17 protein-coding genes are annotated in these 19,313 nt (G+C 75.4%); 4 read left to right on the forward strand and 13 right to left on the reverse strand.

Translation table 11 applies throughout. The features are described 5' to 3' along the window. Positions 1-21: 21 nt before the first annotated feature. The 3 genes from RTG05_RS17890 to RTG05_RS17900 are packed head-to-tail and all read right to left on the reverse strand — an operon-like array spanning position 22 to position 2,326. Positions 22-912 carry a Gfo/Idh/MocA family protein gene (locus tag RTG05_RS17890; RefSeq protein WP_166526241.1) on the reverse strand — a complete coding sequence of 297 codons (891 nt, stop codon included), beginning with the start codon at positions 910-912 and terminating at the stop codon, positions 22-24. Positions 913-914: 2 nt separating this feature from the next. Next, complete coding sequence (gene upp / locus RTG05_RS17895; RefSeq protein WP_166526242.1) at positions 915-1,538, reverse strand: uracil phosphoribosyltransferase; 624 nt, start codon at positions 1,536-1,538, stop codon at positions 915-917. 41 nt (positions 1,539-1,579) lie between these two features. Beyond that, the gene (locus tag RTG05_RS17900; RefSeq protein ID WP_166526243.1) at positions 1,580-2,326 is read right to left on the reverse strand and encodes a tyrosine-protein phosphatase; all 747 of its coding nucleotides are present in this window, start codon (positions 2,324-2,326) and stop codon (positions 1,580-1,582) included. 225 nt (positions 2,327-2,551) lie between these two features. Between RTG05_RS17900 and deoC the strand changes: the two genes are divergently transcribed. From deoC to RTG05_RS17920, 4 genes are read left to right on the forward strand one after another with little or no spacing between them, the layout of a single operon-like run. Beyond that, complete coding sequence (gene deoC, locus RTG05_RS17905) at positions 2,552-3,565, forward strand: deoxyribose-phosphate aldolase (RefSeq protein WP_208104641.1); 1,014 nt, start codon at positions 2,552-2,554, stop codon at positions 3,563-3,565. Next, positions 3,565-5,037: an aldehyde dehydrogenase family protein gene (locus RTG05_RS17910; RefSeq protein WP_166526244.1), complete on the forward strand. Its 1,473-nt coding sequence runs from the start codon at positions 3,565-3,567 to the stop codon at positions 5,035-5,037. The genes deoC and RTG05_RS17910 overlap by 1 nt, the downstream gene beginning before the upstream one ends. Further along, a complete protein-coding gene (locus RTG05_RS17915) occupies positions 5,034-5,900 on the forward strand; it encodes an aldehyde dehydrogenase family protein (RefSeq protein WP_166526245.1) in 867 nt (288 codons plus the stop codon). The genes RTG05_RS17910 and RTG05_RS17915 overlap by 4 nt, the downstream gene beginning before the upstream one ends. 55 nt (positions 5,901-5,955) lie before the next feature. Next, on the forward strand, positions 5,956-7,389 hold the full coding sequence (locus RTG05_RS17920) for a SatS C-terminal domain-containing protein (RefSeq protein ID WP_166526246.1): 1,434 nt from the start codon (positions 5,956-5,958) through the stop codon (positions 7,387-7,389). Between the two features lie 112 nt (positions 7,390-7,501). On the opposite strand, the gene RTG05_RS17925 is transcribed toward RTG05_RS17920, so the two are convergent. The 10 genes from RTG05_RS17925 to RTG05_RS17970 form a co-directional block, all read right to left on the reverse strand. Then, complete coding sequence (locus RTG05_RS17925) at positions 7,502-9,022, reverse strand: DEAD/DEAH box helicase (RefSeq protein ID WP_166526247.1); 1,521 nt, start codon at positions 9,020-9,022, stop codon at positions 7,502-7,504. Positions 9,023-9,236: 214 nt separating this feature from the next. Then, entirely contained in the window at positions 9,237-10,313 is a 1,077-nt protein-coding gene (locus tag RTG05_RS17930; RefSeq protein WP_166526248.1) for an adenosine deaminase, read from the reverse strand. Between the two features lie 44 nt (positions 10,314-10,357). Then, positions 10,358-11,173 (reverse strand): ABC transporter permease, encoded by an 816-nt coding sequence (locus RTG05_RS17935; protein ID WP_166526249.1) that lies wholly within the window; start codon positions 11,171-11,173, stop codon positions 10,358-10,360. Then, positions 11,170-12,075 (reverse strand): ABC transporter ATP-binding protein, encoded by a 906-nt coding sequence (locus RTG05_RS17940; protein ID WP_208104642.1) that lies wholly within the window; start codon positions 12,073-12,075, stop codon positions 11,170-11,172. The genes RTG05_RS17935 and RTG05_RS17940 overlap by 4 nt, the downstream gene beginning before the upstream one ends. A gap of 162 nt (positions 12,076-12,237) precedes the next feature. After that, positions 12,238-13,515 carry a thymidine phosphorylase gene (locus tag RTG05_RS17945; RefSeq protein ID WP_166526250.1) on the reverse strand — a complete coding sequence of 426 codons (1,278 nt, stop codon included), beginning with the start codon at positions 13,513-13,515 and terminating at the stop codon, positions 12,238-12,240. Beyond that, positions 13,512-13,916, reverse strand: coding sequence for a cytidine deaminase (locus RTG05_RS17950; RefSeq protein ID WP_166526251.1), 405 nt, complete (start codon positions 13,914-13,916; stop codon positions 13,512-13,514). Before RTG05_RS17950 ends, RTG05_RS17945 begins: the two co-directional genes overlap by 4 nt. Beyond that, positions 13,916-15,193, reverse strand: a complete 1,278-nt coding sequence (locus tag RTG05_RS17955; RefSeq protein ID WP_166526252.1) for an ABC transporter permease — start codon at positions 15,191-15,193, stop codon at positions 13,916-13,918. The genes RTG05_RS17950 and RTG05_RS17955 overlap by 1 nt, the downstream gene beginning before the upstream one ends. After that, positions 15,190-16,395: an ABC transporter permease gene (locus RTG05_RS17960; RefSeq protein ID WP_166526253.1), complete on the reverse strand. Its 1,206-nt coding sequence runs from the start codon at positions 16,393-16,395 to the stop codon at positions 15,190-15,192. The genes RTG05_RS17955 and RTG05_RS17960 overlap by 4 nt, the downstream gene beginning before the upstream one ends. Beyond that, positions 16,392-17,960: an ABC transporter ATP-binding protein gene (locus tag RTG05_RS17965; protein WP_166526254.1), complete on the reverse strand. Its 1,569-nt coding sequence runs from the start codon at positions 17,958-17,960 to the stop codon at positions 16,392-16,394. Before RTG05_RS17965 ends, RTG05_RS17960 begins: the two co-directional genes overlap by 4 nt. A 226-nt stretch (positions 17,961-18,186) precedes the next feature. Further along, positions 18,187-19,254, reverse strand: coding sequence for a BMP family lipoprotein (locus RTG05_RS17970; RefSeq protein WP_315912022.1), 1,068 nt, complete (start codon positions 19,252-19,254; stop codon positions 18,187-18,189). Positions 19,255-19,313 lie beyond the last annotated feature (59 nt).

A 19,313-nucleotide genomic window follows, 5' to 3' on the forward strand; every position in this document is an offset into this window, starting at 1 on the left:
GCTGCCACCGGCCGGTGGTGCTCAGCCGCTGACGGGCTCCCGGCAGCCGGAGTCCAGTGCGCGGGCGGCGGTGGCCAGCACCGCCACGACGTCCCGCGCGAAGCCGACGTCGCACGGGTGGGTCCCGCCGGTCACCGCGGCGGCGGCCAGCTCGTCGACCGCGACGGAGAAGGACTCCACCGGGCCCTCGATGTCCGGAAGCAGCACCAGCCGGCCGGCGTCCCCGTGCACGGAGAACTCGATGCCGGTGGACAGCGGCGCGGCGGTGTGCGACAGCGTCACCGTCGAGGCCACCCCCGGGGTGGCGTGCTGCAGCACCAGGTGCACGGTGTCCCCCGCCCCGGCGCCGGCCTGCACCGACACCACCGGGCCCAGGCTGGGCGCCAGCAGCGACAGGGCGTGCGGGCCGATGTCCCACAGCGCGCCGTGCTGCCGGCGCCAGGCGGAGTCGAAGGGGCTGCCGGCCAGCGCGGAGAGCCACGAGCCCGCGCCGCCGGCCAGCCGGGTGCGGGCGGCCTGGGCCAGCCAGGTCGACGTCCCGGCCTGGAAGCGGAAGGTGAAGAACACCACCGAGGCGACGGCGGACGAGCGCACCGCGGCGACCACCCGGTCGGCCTCCCCGAGCGAGAGCCCGATCGGCTTCTCCAGCAGCAGGTGCTTCCCGGCGGCCGCGGCCTGCTCGGCGAGCTCCACCTGCACCGACGGCGGGACCGCGATCGCCACGGCGTCGACCCGCGCCAGGAGCGCGGCCAGGTCGGAGGTGCCGGGGACGTCGAACTCGGCTCCGAGCGCCGCGGCCCGGCCCGGGTCGCGGCCCCAGACGCCGACCAGCTCGGCGGTCGGGTGCGCGGCCAGGGCAGCCGCGTGGACCGTCCGCGCCCAGTGACCGGTGCCCAGCACCCCGAAGCGCACGGTCAGACCGCCCCGAACTGCCGGTCGCCGGCGTCCCCGAGGCCCGGGACGATGTAGGCCTTGTCGTCGAGCCCCTCGTCGACCGAGGCGGTGAACACCCGCAGCGGCAGTCCGCTGTCCTCCAGCCGGCGGATCCCCTCTGGTGCGGCCAGGGCGCACAGCACGGTGATCGCGGTGGCCCCGCGCTCGGTCAGCAGCCCGCAGCAGTGCACCAGCGACCCGCCGGTGGCCAGCATCGGGTCCAGCACGAACACCTGCCGGTCGACGAGCGACTCCGGCAGGGACGCCATGTAGGCCTTCGGCTGGAAGGTGTGCTCGTTGCGCGCCAGGCCGACGAAGCCCATCTGCGACTCCGGCAGCATCCCGTGCGCGGTGTCGGCCATGCCGAGCCCCGCGCGCAGCACCGGCACGATGAGCGGCGGCGCGGCCAGCCGGTAGCCGGTGGTGGCCGTGACCGGCGTGGTGATCGACTCCTCGGCGATCGGCAGGTCGCGGGTGGCCTCGTAGACCAGCATCTGGGTCAGCTCGGCCAGCGCCGCGCGGAACGCCGCGTTGTCAGTCCGCTCGTCACGCATGCGGGTCAGACGGGCACGGGCCAGCGGGTGGTCGACCACGGTGAGCTGCACGGGCGCCACCGTAGCGGCCCCGGTCGGCCCACCCGGACGGGTCAGGGGGACCCGGTCGGCGACCCGAGGCTCCCCCGCCAGCTGTACAGCGCCTCCCGGGCGGCGGGGTCCAGGCTGCTGCGCGTGAGCACGTCGGCCAGGTCCAGCCCGGTCAGCGCCGCCCGGAAGGCCCCCTCGGTCGTGGTGCCGTGCGACCGGCACAGCGCCTCCAGGTCCGCCTCCTCGTCCGGCCGCCCGGTCGCCCGGGCCCGTTCGGGCGCCAGCCGGACCGTCTCCAGGTAGTCCTCGACGACGGCGTCGGGGTGCACCCGTGCCGCAGCCAGCAGCAGGAGCGCCACCATCCCCGTGCGGTCGCGGCCGGACACGCAGTGGAACAGCACCCCACCCGGCGGGGCCAGGACGATCGCGGAGAGAGCGGCCCCGGCGCGCTCGGGCATCGCCGCCAGGTGGGGGAGGTAGTACAGCGCCGTCCCCATGAGCCCGGTGGGCCAGTAGTGCTGCCAGAAGTCCTGGTCCTCCAGGCCGTCCAGGTCGACGTGGACCGTCCGCACCCAGTCCGGCCGCGTGCCGGTGTCCGCCGCCCGTTCCCCGGCCTGCCGCAGGTCCACGACGGTCCGGATCCCCGCTGCGCGCACCTGCTCCCACCCGGCGGGGGTCAGCCGGTCGACGTCCTCCGAGCGGGAGAAGACGCCGCGCGGCGTGGTCGTCCCGTCCGTCCGCCGGAGGCCGCCGAGGTCGCGGGCGTTGACCAGGCCCTCGGCGCGCAGCACGCGATCGATCCCGCCCACGGCAGCACAGTCTCCCCGTCTCCGCCGTCGGGGTGGTCGGGCGGGGGCCGCGGCGGCCGCTCCCCGGGCGACGTCCGCCCCCGCCTCCGGGTGCCCGGCCTCGCGCTGCAGCACGAGGACGGGCACCCCCCGGCGCGGGTGGTGCAGCGGCGACCGCCTCCCCCGCCTCGCACGGAGGGGTGGGAGGCGGTCGGCGCGCCGCTGCGGCAGGGGAGAATGCCCCGCATGACCCACGTGCTCGACCCGGACGCGCCCGCGGCGGGGATCGCGCCGCGGCGCCAACCACCGGCGCCGTACGGCGACGTGACCCGCTCCGACGCCGCCTTCCGCGCCTTCCTGCACGGCCTGCCCGGGGTGGACCAGGTCGGCGCGGAGGCCCGCGCCGCCGTGCTCGCCAGCCGGTCGATCAAGACCACCGCCAAGGCGTGGGCGATCGACACCGCCATCTCGATGATCGACCTCACCACGCTCGAGGGTGCCGACACCCCGGGCAGGGTGCGCAGCCTGGCCGCCAAGGCCCGCCGTCCCGACCCCACCGACCCGACCTGCCCGCCGGTGGCCGCGGTCTGCGTCTACGGCGACCTGGCCGGCGTCGCCAAGGAGGCGCTGGCCGGCACGGGCATCGCCGTCGCCGCCGTGGCCACCGCGTTCCCCAGCGGCCGGGCCAGCCGGGCGGTCAAGCTGGCCGACGTCCGGGACGCCGTGGCGAACGGCGCCGACGAGATCGACATGGTCATCGACCGCGGCGCCTTCCTGGCCGGCCGCTACCTCGACGTGTTCGACGAGGTCGTCGCCGTCAAGGAGGCGTGTTCCCGGCCTGACGGCGCCGCCCCCGCCCACCTCAAGGTGATCCTGGAGACCGGCGAGCTGGTCACCCTCGACAACGTGCGCCGCGCCTCCTGGCTGGCGATGCTCGCCGGCGGCGACTTCATCAAGACCTCCACCGGCAAGATCTCCCCCGCGGCCACCCTGCCGGTGTGCCTGGTGATGATGGAGGCGGTGCGCGACTTCCGCGCCGCCACCGGCCGCCAGGTGGGCGTCAAGCCCGCCGGCGGCATCCGCACGACGAAGGACGCGATCCGGCACCTGGTGCTGGTCAACGAGGTCGCGGGGCCGGACTGGCTGACCCCCGACTGGTTCCGGATCGGCGCCTCCAGCCTGCTCAACGACCTGCTCCTGCAGCGGCAGAAGCTGCACACCGGCCACTACTCCGGCCCCGACCACGTATCGGTGGACTGATGACCGACACCCCGCCCAGCCCGGCCCAGCCCACGAGCCCGTTCCAGTACGCCCCCGCGCCCGAGTCGCGGTCCATCGTCGACCTCGCGCCGTCGCACGGCCTGTTCGTCGACGGCGAGTTCGTCGACGCCACCGGGACGCCGTTCAAGACGGTGAACCCGGCCACCGAGGAGGTGCTGTCGGAGATCGCCTGCGCCTCCGACGCCGACGTCGACCGCGCCGTGAAGGCCGCCCGCCGCGCGTTCACCCGCACCTGGGGGCCGATGCGCCCGGCCGACCGCGGCAAGTACCTGTTCCGCATCGCCCGGCTGCTGCAGGAACGGGCGCGGGAGTTCGCCGTCCTGGAGTCCCTGGACAACGGCAAGCCGATCCGGGAGTCCCGCGACGTCGACGTGCCGCTGGCCGCGGCGCACTTCTTCTACCACGCCGGGTGGGCGGACAAGCTGGACTGGGCGGGCCTGGGCCCCGGCCCGCGGCCGCTGGGCGTGGCCGGTCAGGTGATCCCGTGGAACTTCCCGCTGCTCATGCTGGCGTGGAAGGTCGCCCCGGCGCTGGCCACCGGCAACACCGTCGTCCTCAAGCCGGCGGAGACCACGCCGCTGACCGCGCTGCTGTTCGCCGAGGTGTGCCGGCAGGCCGACCTGCCGCCGGGCGTGGTGAACATCGTGACCGGCGCCGGCGACACCGGGCGGGCCGTCGTGGAGCACGCGGACGTCGACAAGGTCGCCTTCACCGGGTCGACCGAGGTGGGCCGCTCCATCGCCCGCGCCGTCGCCGGCACGGCCAAGCGGCTCACCCTCGAGCTCGGCGGCAAGGCGGCCAACATCGTCTTCGACGACGCCCCGATCGACCAGGCCGTCGAGGGCATCGTGCAGGGCATCTTCTTCAACCAGGGGCACGTCTGCTGCGCGGGCAGCCGGCTGCTGGTGCAGGAGAACGTGCACGACGAGGTGATCGCCTCGCTGCAGCGGCGGATCGGCACGCTGCGCCTGGGCGACCCGCTGGACAAGAACACCGACATCGGCGCGATCAACTCCGCGGAGCAGCTCGCCCGCATCCGGGAGCTGTCCGACATCGGGGAGGCCGAGGGCGCGCACCGCTGGCAGCCGGCCTGCGAGCTGCCCGACCGCGGCTTCTGGTTCCCGCCGACGGTGTTCACCGAGGTCTCCCCCGCGCACCGGATCGCCCGCGACGAGGTCTTCGGCCCGGTGCTGTCGGTGCTGACCTTCCGGACGCCGGACGAGGCGGTGGCCAAGGCGAACAACAGCACCTACGGGCTGTCGGCCGGCGTGTGGACCGAGAAGGGCTCGCGCATCCTCGCCGTCACCGACCGGCTGCGCGCCGGCGTGGTGTGGGCGAACGCGTTCAACCAGTTCGACCCGACCTCGCCGTTCGGCGGTTACAAGCAGTCCGGCTACGGCCGCGAGGGCGGCCGGCAGGGGCTGGCCGCGTACCTGGAGGGTGCCCAGTGAGTGATCGCCTGGCGGTGCGCAAGACCTACAAGCTCTACCTGGGCGGGGCCTTCCCGCGCTCGGAGTCCGGGCGCACCTACGAGGTCACCGACGCGAGGGGCGCCTTCCTCGCCAACGCCGCGCAGGCCTCCCGCAAGGACGCCCGGGACGCCGTCGTCGCAGCCCGCGCCGCGTTCGGGAAGTGGTCCGGGGCCACCGCCTACAACCGCGGCCAGGTGCTCTACCGGGTGGCGGAGGTGATGGAGGGCCGGCACGCGCAGTTCTGCGAGGAGGTGGCCGCCGGGGAGGGGTCGTCCTCCTCCCGGGCGCGCGCCGCCGTCGACGCCGCGATCGACCGCTGGGTCTGGTACGCCGGGTGGACCGACAAGCTCGGCGCCGTCCTCGGCGGGGCCAACCCGGTCGCCGGCCCGTACTTCGACTTCTCACTGCCCGAGCCCACCGGCGTGGTCGCCGTCCTCGCCCCGCAGCGCTCCTCGCTGCTCGGCCTGGTCAGCGTGCTGGCGCCGGTGCTGGCCGGTGGCAACACCGCCGTCGTCGTGACCTCGCGGGCACGGCCGCTGCCGGCGGTCACCCTCGGGGAGGTGCTGGCCACCAGCGACGTCCCCGGCGGGGTGGTCAACCTGCTCACCGGCGACGCCGGCGAGCTCGGCCCGTGGCTGGCCGAGCACGACGACGTCGACGCCGTCGACCTCACCGGGGCGCCGGCCGACCGCGCCATGGAGCTCGAGCGCCTCGCCGCGGGCAGCATCAAGCGGGTCGTGCGGCCGCCGGCCGAGGAACCGGACTGGTCGGCCGACCCGGGCCTGGGCCGGCTCACCCCGTTCCTGGAGACCAAGACGGTCTGGCACCCGATGGGCTTGTGACGGCCCGGTCGGGGGTGCGGGCGGGGACCAGCCCCATCGGGCAGGATCGGGACCCGTGGCCCGGCCCAGCATCGTCCCCATCGCCCTGACCGTCGACGACCGCACCGGGTTCACCCTGTGGGCCCCGCCCTGGGTGGAGGACGGCGAGGAGTGGCAGGCCTTCCTCGGCACCTCCGACGACGACGGCACGGCCGGCAGCGCCCGCGTGCACCTGTTCCCGACACCGGCCGCGCTCGCCGCCTTCTGCCGCACCCGCACCGACCACGACCTCGCCGACCACCCGGTCTGGCCGGTCGTGGTCGGGCTGGGCGCCGATGACCTGACGCCGGACGACGACCACCGCTACGACCTCGACGGCGTCTACGACATCGCCGCCGAGGACCCCGACCGGTGGGCGGTGGAGGAGCTGGCGGCCGACATCGACATCGTCACCCGGCTGGCCGAGTGCCTCGACACGGGCGAGGACACCGGCGAGGACGCCGACGAGGACACCGACGAGGACGCCGACGAGCCGGGTGACGACGAGGACGACATCGAGCTGGAGCGGCGCCCCGGCGGGTCGTCCCGCGACGGGGAGTTCGGCGCGCTCGCCGAGCTGGTCGCCCGGCCGGAGATCGGGTCGCTCGGCCTCGGCGTCGAGGCCTTCCTCGGCCGCTCGGGCGAGGACGCCTGGGTCGGCGTGGGCGCCGCGCTCGACGACCTCTGGGAGGACGTCATCGAGGAGCTCGGCGCGCACCTGGACTGGACCGGCGGGGGCACGGTCGACGTCGCCGACTACCCGCCGGCCGGCGAGGCCGACGACGAGTACGAGGACGACGACGCCGAGGACGCCGCCCCGGCGGTCCGCCCCACCGGCGGAGCGACGGCGGCCACGGCCGGCGTCAGCACCATCGCCCGCCCGGGGCGGCTGTCCGCACCGGAGGCGGAGGTGGCGAAGGCGGCGGCGTTCTGGGAGGCCGTCGGTATCCTGCCGGTGGAGATCGTCGTCCCCGAGGGGGCCGGGGTGACGCTGCGCTGCTACGTCGAGGACCGGGCGCGCTTCCTCGGCCGGGACGGCGAGGTGTTCCTGTTCCCCTCCCCGGCCGAGCTCACCCGCTTCTGCCGAGGCGAGGAGGCCCACGACCTGACCGACATCGCCTCCTGGCCGGAGGTCGCCGACACCGACACCCGGCCGCTGCCGGCCGACCAGGACCGCTACGACCTCACCGAGCTCACCGAGGTGCTGGCCGAGGTCAGCGGCGGTGCGGCCGGGCTGGTCGACCACCGGGTGCTCGCCCAGCAGGTCGAGGGGGTGCGCGACGTCGCCGAGTACGCCGGGTTGACCCGGGTCGACGCGCTGCTGCGCCCCGACGCGCCGCTGGGCCGGGCCGTCGCCCGCAGCGAGCGGGTCCCGGACGCGCCGCTGACCGCCGAGGACGCCGCCGTGCTGCGCCCCGCCTGGGACGAGGTCGTCACCGCGGTGAGCGGGGCCCTGGTCTTCCGCGACTAGCGCAGACACGGCAGCGGCCGGCCCCGGGGAACCGGGACCGGCCGCTGCCGTGCGGCCCGTCGCCTCCCACCGCCGCGAGCTCGCGAGCGGTGAGGGCGACGGGGTCCTCCGTCTACTCGCCGGGCCGACGGCCCTGACCGCGGTACGGGCTGGACCGGCGCTCACCGGAGCCGGACCGCTCACCGTAGGAGCGCTCCCCGTTCCCGCGGGAACGCTCGCCGAACGCCGGCCGGTCGCCGTACGCCGGCCGGTCGCCGTCCCGGCGTGGCCGCTCGCCGTGGGGACGACGCGGGCGGTCGCCGTCGCGGCGCGGACGCTCGCCGTCGCGGCGGGGACGCCGGCCACCGGGGCCACCGGTGGGACGGCGGGACTCCCGCACCGGGCGCTCCACCGGCTCGACGTGCACGCCGCTGGAGACCAGCTCGGCCAGCGGGGCGTCGCCCGGGCGCACCCGGGAGACCTCCGGCTCGACCTTGGCCTGGCGGAACCGGCGCTTGGCCTGGCCCACCTGGTCGGGCAGCAGCAGCGACACGACCACGCCACCGGCGCCGGCGCGGGCGGTGCGGCCCGAGCGGTGCAGGTAGGTCTTGTGGTCGGCCGGCGGGTCGTAGTGCAGCACCAGCGAGACGTCGTCGACGTGGATGCCGCGGGCGGCGACGTCGGTGGCGACGAGCACCGGGCTGCGGGCGTCGGTGAACTCCTCCAGCGCCCGGCGACGGGCACCCTGCGGCAGCCCGCCGTGGATGACCTCGGCCTTGATGCCCGCGGCCTGCAGGTTCGCGCCCAGCCGGTCGGCACCGAGCTGGGTGCGCACGAAGACCAGGGTGCGGCCCGGGCGGGCGGCCAGCAGCTCGGTCACCGGCACCTTGTCGCGGAAGGCGACGCTGTAGGCCAGGTGCTCGGCCGGCGGCGCGTCGTCCCCGGCGCGCTTGACCTCGTGGCGGGCCGGGTCCTTGAGGTAGCGGCGGACCAGGGTGTCGACCTCGCCGTCCAGCGTGGCCGAGAACAGCAGCCGCTGGCCGTCGGGGCGGGTCTGGTCGAGCAGCTCCTGCACGACCGGCAGGAAGCCGAGGTCGGACATGAAGTCGGCCTCGTCGATGACGGTCACGGAGACCTCGTCGAGGGTGACCTCGCCCTGGCCGATGAGGTCCTGCAGCCGGCCGGGGGTGGCGATGACGGCGTCCACGCCGCGGCGCAGCTGCTGGATCTGGCGGTACATCGACGCACCGCCGTAGACGGTGGTCAGCTGCACGCCGATCGACTGGCCGAGCGGGGCGAGGTTGTCGAACACCTGCTGGGCGAGCTCGCGGGTCGGCACGAGGACCAGCGCGCGGGGGGCGCGCGGGCCGCGCCGGGCGGTCTGGCCCAGGCGGGTGAGCAGGGGCAGGCCGAAGGCCAGCGTCTTGCCCGAGCCGGTGGCGGCCTTGCCCAGCACGTCCCGCCCGGTGAGGGCGTCGGGCAGGGCAGAGGCCTGGATGGCGAAGGGGTGCCGGATGCCGCGCCGCTCCAACGCGGTCACCAGCTGCTGGGGCAGGCCCAGCTGGGCGAAGGTCGGGCCGCTCGGGGTCTCGGCGGCCGGGACCTCCGGGGTCTCGGGGGTGGTCGGGACGTCGACGGTGTCGAACGTGGTCATGCGGGTGTGGGACTCCGATGCTGCTCGGGCGCGTCCCGTGGTGAGTGCGCGGACACCGGCGACCGGCGTCCCCACTGGCGATCGCTCACGTCAGCTGTGACGCCCGGATCTGCACGGATGCGCTCATGCCCGGACGGACCGTCCGGGAGGATGACCGGCGTGTGCCGGTACACCCACCGTAGCAGCGCGGCCGGCACCGGCATTCCGGCCGTGATCAGGCTCGCAGCGCCGCGTACCCCGGCCGGACGACGTCGGTGAGGAGCCGGGAACGCTGCGCCTCGTCCACGAACGCGGCGGCCAGCGTCCGCTCGGTCACCGTGGCGGCGTCGTCCCAGCCCCAGCCGAACTGGCCCGCGGTGTCGGTGAGCTCGCTGCTCGCCGAGACGCCGCTCATCAGCCGGTTGTCGGTGTTGACGGTGACCGCGAAGCCCAGCCGGTGCAGCAGGCCGACCGGGTGGGCGGCCAGCGACGGGTACGCGCCGGTCTGCACGTTGGACGACGGGGCCACCTCCAGGGGCACCTGCTCGTCGAGCACCCGGCGCGCCACCGGGCCCAGGGTGCCGTCCTCGCCCACCTCGTCGGCGATCCGCACCCCGTGCCCGAGCCGCTCGGCGCGGGCGCCGTCCAGGGCGGCGACGATGCTGTCGATCCCGGCGGCCTCACCGGCGTGCACGGTGCGGTGCGCGCCGGCGCGGTCCAGCAGCGCGATGGCCGAGGGGTGGCGGTCGGGCGGGAAGCCGATCTCCGGGCCGGCCAGGTCGAAGCCGACCACCCCGGCGTCGCGGTGGCGCACGACCAGGCCGGCGACCTCGTCCCACCGGTCGGCCTGCCGCATCGCGCACAGCAGCGTGCCGACGGTGATCGGCGTGCCCTGCGCGGCGGCCTGCGCGCTGCCCTGCGCGAACCCGTCGAGGATCGCCTCCACGGCCTCCTCGATCGGCGTCCCACCGGCGGTCAGCAGCTCGGGAGCCATGCGGACCTCGGCGTAGACGACGCCGTCGGCGGCCAGGTCGAGGGCGCACTCGGCGGCGACCCGGGCGACCGCCGCGGGCCGCTGCATCACCGCGACGGTGTGCGCGAAGGTCTCCAGGTAGCGCACCAGCGAGCCGGAGTCCGCGGCCTGGCGGAACCAGCGGCCCAGGGCCTCGGCGTCACCGGCGGGGAGGTCCCGGTAGCCGGCCTCGTCGGCGAGCTCGAGCACCGTCTGCGGCCGCAGCCCGCCGTCGAGGTGGTCGTGCAGCAGCACCTTCGGGGCGCGGCGGATCGAGTCGGCGTTCAGCGGTGCGGGCACGCGGTGATTGTCGTCCGCGGGCCCCGCCCGGTTGAGCCGGGAGGTCAGCCCTCCCGGTCCTGCCAGCGGAAGGTGAGCAGGCACAGCACCAGGCCGGCCACGCACCACAGGCCCAGCACCACCGCCACGGTGCCCAGCTCCCAGGACCCGGCCGGCTCGCGGGCGGCCAGGGCGTCGGGCAGGAACACCGACCGCAGCCCCTGGGCCAGCCACTTCACCGGGAACACCGCGGCGACGTCCTGCAGCCACCCGGGCACCTGGTCGAAGGGCATGAACACGCCGGAGACGAACTCCAGCACCAGCGCGATTGGGGTGACCGTCGCCGACGCCGACCGGCCGTTGCGGGCCAGCGTGGACACCACGATCCCCAGCAGCGTGCAGGCGGCCGCGCCGAGCACCGACACCCAGGCGAAGGTCAACCAGTCGGCACCGGCGGGCAGCTCGATGCCGTACACCAGGACGCCGACCAGCAGCAGCAGCACGATGGTCGCCACGGCCACCGCGAGCACCTGCACGACCTTGCCGACGAAGTAGGCGCTGGCCGGCATGGGCGTGCCGCGCAGGCTCTTCAGCGTCCCGTCCGAGCGCTCCGCGGCGATGTGGATGGCCATGTTCTGCAGGCTGGCGCCCACGATCCCGGCGGTGATGACCCCGGCCATGAAGTACTGCGGGAAGTCCACGCCGGCGCCCACGTCGTAGTCGAGGACGGCGCCCAGGCCGAGCAGCAGGATGACTGGGAAGACCAGGGTGAAGACCACCGACTCCCGCTGGCGGAAGAACTCCTTGAGCTCGACGCCGGCACGGCTGGCGTAGACCCGGCCGAGCGGGGGCAGCGCGGTGCGCTCCGGAGCGGTGGTCACGCGTGCTCCCCGATCATCTTGAGGTAGACGTCCTCCAGCGTCGGGCGGGCCACGGTCAGCCCGGGCACCTCACCCGGGAAGCGGGCGGCCAGCTCCTGCACGAACGCGGTCGGCGCGGCGGTCTCCGCGGTGCGCCGGACGCCGTCCTGCAGCCAGCTGACCACGGCCGGCGCGCTGCCCCGCCCGCCCAGCGCGGTGGGGACGGCGACCTCGGCGAGCCGGCCCCGGGCGAGGACGCCGACCCGGTCGGCCAGCGTCTCGGCCTCGTCCAGGTAGTGCGTGGTGAGCAGCATCGTGGTGCCGAGGTCGCGCAGCGAGCGCAGCAGCGCCCAGAACTGCCGCCGCGCCTCGGGGTCGAAGCCGGTGGTCGGCTCGTCGAGGAACAGCAGCCGCGGCCGGCCGACGATGCCCAGGGCCACGTCCAGCCGGCGGCGCTGGCCGCCGGACAGCGTGCGGCCGCGAGCGCGGGCCTGCCCGGTGAGCCCGACCAGCTCCAGCACCTCGTCGGGGTCGCGCGGCTCGGCGAAGCAGGCCGCCCGGGCCTCCAGCAGCTCGCGCACCGACAGCTGGCTGTCCCCGCCGCCGGACTGCAGCACGATGCCCACCTGCGCCTTCCAGCGCCGCCCGCCCCGCGCCGGGTCCACGCCCAGGACGCGCACCTCGCCGCCGTCCCGCCGCCGGTAGCCCTCCAGCACCTCCACCGTGGTGGTCTTGCCCGCGCCGTTGGGCCCGAGCAGCGCGAAGATCTCGCCGCGGTGGATGTCCAGGTCCAGCCCGTCGACGGCCACCCGGTCGCCGTAGCGCTTGACCAGGCCGCGGACGCTGATGGCGGCGTCCGGGGCCAGCGGGTCCCCCGGCTGCGGCCGGCCGTCGGCCGGGGCCGCGGGGCGCGTACTCGTCACGGGTGCCGAGTCTCCCACCGTGACACTGTCGGCCTACCGGCCGACACCGCGGCCAGGTGCCGTCCCCGAGCTGCGTGGAGCCCCACGCCGCACCCGGTGAGGACCCTCCGGGCCCGTCCCCGGGCACGGCCCCCGCAGGGCGGCGTACCTCTGCCCCCCCTGTCAGGCGGTGATGCGGTCGAGCACCAGCGGCAGCGGCACGTCGTCGGTGTCGACGCCGACCGCGCCCTCCAGGGCCTCCAGCGCCCGCGGGATGCGCGCCGGGTCGTCGGTGTGCAGCTCCAGCAGCGGCTGCCCCGCGGTCACCCGCTCCCCCACCGTCGCCGTCCAGGTGACGCCGGCCGCGGCCGACACCGGGTCCTCCCTGCGGGCCCGGCCGGCACCCAGCCGCCAGGCCGCGACCCCGAGGGCGTAGGCGTCCAGCCGGGTGAGCGTGCCGGTCGCGGGGGCCGTCACCACGTGCCGCTGGGCTGGCTGCGGCAGCGGGGCGTCGGGGTCCCCGCCCTGCGCGGCGACCATCCGCCGCCACACGTCCATGGCCCGCCCGTCGGCCAGGGCCGCGGCCGGGTCGACGTCGCCCCGCCCGGCGCCGGCCAGCATCTCCCGGGCCAGCGCCAGGGTCAGCTCCACGAGGTCCGCCGGGCCGCCGCCGGCCAGCACCTCGACGGACTCGGCCACCTCGACGGCGTTGCCCGCGGCACGGCCCAGCGGCCGGTCCATCGCGGTCACCAGCGCCACCGTGCGCACCCCGGCCGCCTGGCCCAGGCCGACCATCGTGCGGGCCAGCTCGCGGGAGTCCTCGGCGGACTTCATGAACGCCCCGGAGCCGGTCTTCACGTCCAGCACCAGCGCGCCGGCGCCCTCGGCGATCTTCTTGCTCATGATCGAGCTGGCGATCAGCGGGATGGACTCGACGGTGCCGGTGACGTCGCGCAGCGCGTACAGCTCCTTGTCCGCCGGGGCGAGGTCCGCGCCGGCGGCGCAGACGACCGCGCCCACCTCGCGCAGCTGCGCCAGGTAGGCCTCCTCGTGCACGTCGGCCCGCCAGCCCGGGATCGACTCCAGCTTGTCCAGCGTGCCGCCGGTGTGGCCCAGCCCGCGGCCGGACAGCTGCGGCACCGCCACCCCGCAGGCGGCGACCAGCGGCGCGAGCGGCAGCGTGGTCTTGTCCCCGACCCCGCCGGTGGAGTGCTTGTCCGCGGTCGGGCGGCCCAGGGAGGAGAGGTCCTTGCGCTCGCCGGAGTCGATCATCGCCTGGGTCCAGGCGGCCAGCTCACCGCCGTCCATGCCGCGGAAGAACACCGCCATGAGCAGCGCGCTCATCTGCTCGCCGGGCACCGCGCCGCGGGTGTGGGCGTCGATGACCCAGCGGATCTGCTCCGCGCTGAGCCGCCCGCCGTCCCGCTTGGTGCGGATGACGTCGATCGCGTCGAAGGTCACCGCGCGGCCGCCCTCTCCAGGTCGTCGGGGCCGAAGGCGTCGGGCAGCACCTCGCGCATCGGCACGATCCCGAGCGACACCGTCTCGAGGAGCAGGTCCGGGCCGCCGTGCTCCCACAGCAGCTGCCGGCACCGGCCGCAGGGCATGAGCGGCTGCCCGTCCCCGCCGACGCAGGCCACCGCGACCAGCCGGCCGCCGCCGGTGCGGGCCAGGTCGCTGACCATCCCGCACTCGGCGCACAGGGCCAGCCCGTAGGAGGCGTTCTCCACGTTGCACCCGGTGACCACCCGGCCGTCGTCCACCAGCCCGGCGACACCGACGGGGAAGCGCGAGTAGGGCGCGTAGGCGTGCGTCATCGCCTCCCGGGCCTCCTGGCGCAGCCGCCCCCAGTCGACGTCCACTAGTGCTCCCCCCGCCGGTAGACCAGACCGTCGGCCTTGGGTGGGCGCAGCCGCTGGGAGGCCAGCGACAGCACCAGCAGCGTGGTGAGGTGCGGGGTGAAGAAGACGATGCCCTCGGGCAGCCGCTCGACGGTGAGGAAGCCGACGAGCGCAGCCACCGCAAAGGCCCCGGCGAGCACGGCTTGCACGATCTTGCGGCGCCGCGCCTGGTAGGCGGCGACCCCGGCGAGCAGGACGGCGACGAGCAGCAGCAGCGCGACGACCGCGGTCTGGCTGCGCAGCTGCAGGGCGTCGGCGAAGCCGAACAGGCCCGCGCCGGCCGCCAGCCCGCCGGGCCGCCAGTTGCCGAAGATCAGCGCGGCCAGGCCGATGAAGCCGCGGCCGCCGGTCTGCCCCTCGCGGTAGATGCCGGCGACGAAGACGAGGAAGACACCGCCCAGGCCGGCCAGGGCCCCGGACACGATGACCGCCAGGTACTTCAGCCGGTAGACCGGCACGCCCAGGGAGTCCGCGGCGGCGGGGTTCTCCCCGCAGGCGCGCAGCCGCAGGCCGAAGGCGGTCCGCCACAGCAGCAGGTAGGAGACCGGGACGAGCAGCACGGCCGCCAGGGTGAGCAGGCCCACCCCGCTCGTCAGCCCGCGCAGCAGCCCGGCCAGGTCGCTGACGCCGAACCAGCCCTGGCGCTCCAGGTCGCCGAGCAGGTCCGGGCCGGAGGACAGCACCGGCAGGGAGAACGACGGCGGCTCGCTGGACAGCGACGGGGACTGGGTCGGGCCGCCGCCGCTGCCCTCGGTGAACAGCAGCTCGGACAGGAAGCGGACGACGCCCTCGGCGAGGATGTTGATCGCCACGCCGGAGACGACGTGGTCCACGCCGAAGGTGACCGTGGCGATCGCGTGCAGCAGGCCGCCGGCCGCGCCGAAGACCAGCCCGCCGACCACCGCGCCGGCCCAGCCCCACTGGTAGCCGGCCCAGCCGGCGCCCCAGGTGCCGAGGATCATCATCCCCTCGAGGCCGATGTTGACCACGCCCGCGCGTTCGGACCACAGCCCGCCGAGGGCCGCCAGGCCGATGGGGACGGCGAGCAGCAGGGCCGCGGACAGGGTCGAGGACGAGGTGAGCTCCTGCTCGCCGGAGACCACCCGGACCAGCGAGAACAGCAGCCACAGGCCGGCGAGCAGCCAGACCACCCGCCGGGCCCGGCCGCCGCCCATGAGCAGGTCGGTGAGCGGGCCACGGCTGGGCTGCCCGGTGCGGGTGGGTGCCTGGGTGCTCATCGCCGCACGTCCTCGGGGGTGCCGGGGACACCGGTCTGCACCCGCTGCCCGCCGTCGGGGGCCGTGGGCGGGGCCGCGCCGTCCGCGCCCGGGTCGGGGCCGGGACCGTCGGTCGCGCCGGCCCGCTCGGCGGAGCGCAGCGCCAGCCGGCGGGCGATCTCGTTGGCGACGACGACGGCGAGCACGATCGTGCCCTGGATGATCGTGACGACCGAGGCCGGGATGTCGGCGAACTGCAGCGGCAGCGCCGCGCGGTCGAGGAAGGCGAACAGCAGCGCGGCCAGCGCGATGCCCAGCGGGGAGCTGCGGCCCAGCAGCGCGACGGCGATGCCGAGGAAGCCCAGCCCCGCGGTGAACTCGGTGCCGTAGTCGTACTGCACGCCGAGCAGGTCCGGCAGGCCGATCAGCCCGGCGATGGCCCCGGAGATGAGCATCGTCTTGACCACCATGCCCCGGGCGTCGACGCCGCTGGCCGTGGCCGCCGACGGCGACAGGCCGGTGGCCCGCAGGTCGAAGCCGAAGCGGGTGCGCTGCAGCAGCACCGCGACGACGACGCCGACCACCACGGCGACCGGCAGGAAGCCGTGCAGGGCGCTGCGCGGCTCGGCCAGGCCCAGCGCGGTGAGCAGCCCGTTGAGGCTGGGCACCCGGCCGGACTCGGGGATCTCGCTGGTGGTGATGATCGAGGCACCCGGCGGGCTGCCGCGCAGCGGGCCGGTGAGCAGGAAGGACGCCAGGCCCAGCGCGATGAAGTTGAGCATGATCGAGCTGATGACCTCGCTGACGCCGCGGGTCACCTTGAGCACGCCGACGATGCCGGCCCACAGCGCGCCGACCGCCATCGCCACGACGACGATGAGCAGCACGTGCAGCGGGCCGGGCAGCGCGACGGCGGCGCCGACCGCGGCGGCCAGGATGGTCGCCAGCCGGTACTGGCCCTCCACGCCGATGTTGAACAGGCCCATCCGGAACGCGACGGCGACGGCCAGCCCGGCCAGGAACAGCGGCACCGCCCGGTTGAGGATGACCACGATCGACTGCACCTGCTGCGACGGGCTGTCGCCGAGGTCGGTCATGACGCCGAACGCCCGGGCCGGGTCCTCCCCGATGAGCGCGATGACCACCGCGGAGATGACCAGCGCGACGACGACGGCGAGCACCGGGCCGAACAGCGACAGCGCCACCCGGCGCAGACCACTCATGCCGCACCCGCCGTGCGCGCGCCGGTCATGTGCCCGCCCAGCTCCTCGGGGGTGACCTGGCCGGGGTCCAGGGTGGCCACCAGCCGCCCGCGCAGCATGACGTGCAGGGTGTCGGACAGGCCGATCAGCTCGTCGAGGTCGGCGGAGACCAGCACGATGCCCAGCCCCTCGGCGCGGGCGTCCTTGAGCAGCTCCCAGATCACCGCCTGGGCGCCGACGTCCACCCCCCGGGTCGGGTGGGCGGCGACCAGCAGCCGCGGGCCGGCGCTCATCTCGCGGCCGACGATCAGCTTCTGCTGGTTGCCGCCGGACAGCGCGACGGCGAGGGTGTCCGGCCCCGGGGCGCGGACGTCGTACTCGCGCATGATGCGGGCGGTGTCGGCGCGGGCGCCGCGGCGGTCGATGAAGGGGCCCTTGACCGCCGGTGGGCGGGTCTGGTGGCCGAGGATGCGGTTCTCCCACAGCGGCGCGTCCAGCAGCATGCCCTGGCGGTGCCGGTCCTCGGGGATGAAGCCGACGCCGGCCTCCCGGCGGGCGCGGGTGCTCCAGCCGGTGACGTCCTGCCCGCCGAGCAGCACCGTGCCGGCGGCCAGGGGGCGCAGCCCCATGACGGCGTCGACGAGCTCGGCCTGGCCGTTGCCCTCGACGCCGGCGATGCCGACGACCTCGCCCTCGCGCACGGTGAGCGTGACGTCGTCCACCACCGGGCGCGCCCCAGCGTCGCGCACCGTCACGCCGGTCAGCTGCAGCACCGGGGTCTCGCGCACGGTCGACTCGCGGGTCTCCGGGGTGGGCAGCTCGGCGCCGACCATCAGCTCGGCCAGCTGGCGGGCCGTCGTCGTGCGCGGGTCGGCGGTGCCCACGGTGGTGCCGCGGCGGATGACGGTGATCGCGTCGGCGACCCGGCGGACCTCGTCGAGCTTGTGGGAGATGAACACGACCGTCAGGCCCTCCCGCTTGAGCTCGGCGAGGTTGGCGAACAGCTCGTCGACCTCCTGGGGCACGAGGACGGCGGTCGGCTCGTCGAGGATCAGGATGCGGGCGTCGCGGTAGAGCACCTTGGCGATCTCCACGCGCTGCCGGTCGCCGACGCCGAGGTCCTCCACGAGGGCGTCCGGCTGCAGCCCCAGGGCGTAGCGGTCGGAGATGTCGGTGATCCGGCGGCGGGCCTCGGCGAGGTCCAGCCGGCCGCCGCGGGTGGGCTCGCTGCCCAGGACGACGTTCTCCAGGACGGTGAAGTTGTCGGCCAGCATGAAGTGCTGGTGGACCATGCCGATGCCGGCGGCGATCGCGTCGGCCGGGCTGCGCAGGACCACCTCGCGGCCGTCGACGAGGATCTGCCCCTCGTCGGGGCGGTGCTCGCCGTAGAGGGTCTTCATCAGCGTCGACTTGCCGGCGCCGTTCTCGCCCACGACGGCGTGCACCTCGCCGCGGCGCACCCGCAGCTCGATGTCGCGGTTGGCCACGACGCCCGGGAACCGCTTGGTGATCCCGCGCAGCTCGACGGCGAGTGGGGCCTCGGCCGCCGCCGGCCGGCCGTGCGCTGGCGGGTCCGTTGCCGCCATGCCGGCACCTCCTCAGCTCGTGGGCCCGCCGGGAGGCGGGCGGTCACGGGTGGGACACCGGCCGGCGGGGTCGTCCGCCGCCGGGTCTCCGGCCCTGGGACTCGTGGGTATGGTGCCGCATCCCCGGCGGTCCGCAGGGGTCCGGGAGCGGCGCGGGCCCGGGCGGTGAGCGCCCGGGCCCGCGTCGCAGGCACCTCCACCGTGCGGGTGTCCCCCGCACGGGGTGTCACTCGATCGTCGTCGGGACCGTGATGGTGCCGTCGGTGATCTGCTGGGCGAAGCCGTCGACGTCGTCCTGGATGTCGTCGATGAAGCCGCCGGACGTGGCCAGCGCGATGCCCTCGGTGGACAGGTCGTTGAGCACGTCGGTGGCACCGGTGACGTTGCCCTCGGCGTAGTCGTTGATGAACTGCTCGACGGCGTTGTCGACCCGCTTGAGCATCGACGTCATGATCACCGCCTGCAGCGCCGGGTCGCTGACGGTCAGGAACTGGTCGGAGTCGACCCCGATCGCGCGGTTGCCGGAGGCCGCGGCGGCCTGGAAGACGCCGATGCCCGAGCCGCCCGCCGCGTGGTAGACGATGTCGGCCCCGGCGTCGTACATGCCCTGGGCCACGATCTGGCCGCGGGCCGGGTCGCTGAAGCCGGAGAAGTCACCGGCCGGCGAGATGTACTGCCGGTCGACGCGGATCTGCGGGTTCACCGCCTGCGCGCCGGCGACGTAGCCGGCCTCGAACTTCTCGATCAGCGGGCTCTCCACGCCGCCGACGAAGCCGATGTGGGCGGCCTCGCTCTTCAGCGCCGCGGCGACGCCGGCGAGGAAGGAGCCCTCCTCCTCGGCGAAGATCAGGCCGGTGACGTTCTCGCCCTTGGCGCCGTCGGCGTTGGACCCGTCGACCTGGGCGAAGGTGGTCTCGGGGAACTGCGGGGCGACCTCGGCGATGACCTCGTCGTAGTTGAAGCCGACGGCGATGACCGGGTCGAAGCCCTGCTCGGCCAGGCTGGCCAGGCCCTCGCCGCGGTTGGAGGCGTCCTCGTTGGGGCTGAACTCCTGCAGTTCGCCGCCGAGCGCGTCGACCGCCGCGGCGGCGCCGGTGTAGGCGGAGTCGTTGAACGACCGGTCGCCGCGGCCGCCGGTGTCGTAGGCCAGGCCCACCCGCAGCTCCTCGGCGGCCGGGCTGCCCCCGCCACCGCCCTCGCCGCCACCGGTCGCGGCGGTCTCGTCGCTGGCACAGGCGGCCAGGACCATGCTGCCTGCGATCAGCAGCGAGGCGGCCCTCATCTTGCGGCGCACGGCGTCTCCTCTCTGGGGACGGGCCGCACGCAGGAGGCGGCCCGCCCGGTGGGTCCGGG

The organism is Geodermatophilus sp. DSM 44513, assembly GCF_032460525.1.
Taxonomy (GTDB): domain Bacteria; phylum Actinomycetota; class Actinomycetes; order Mycobacteriales; family Geodermatophilaceae; genus Geodermatophilus.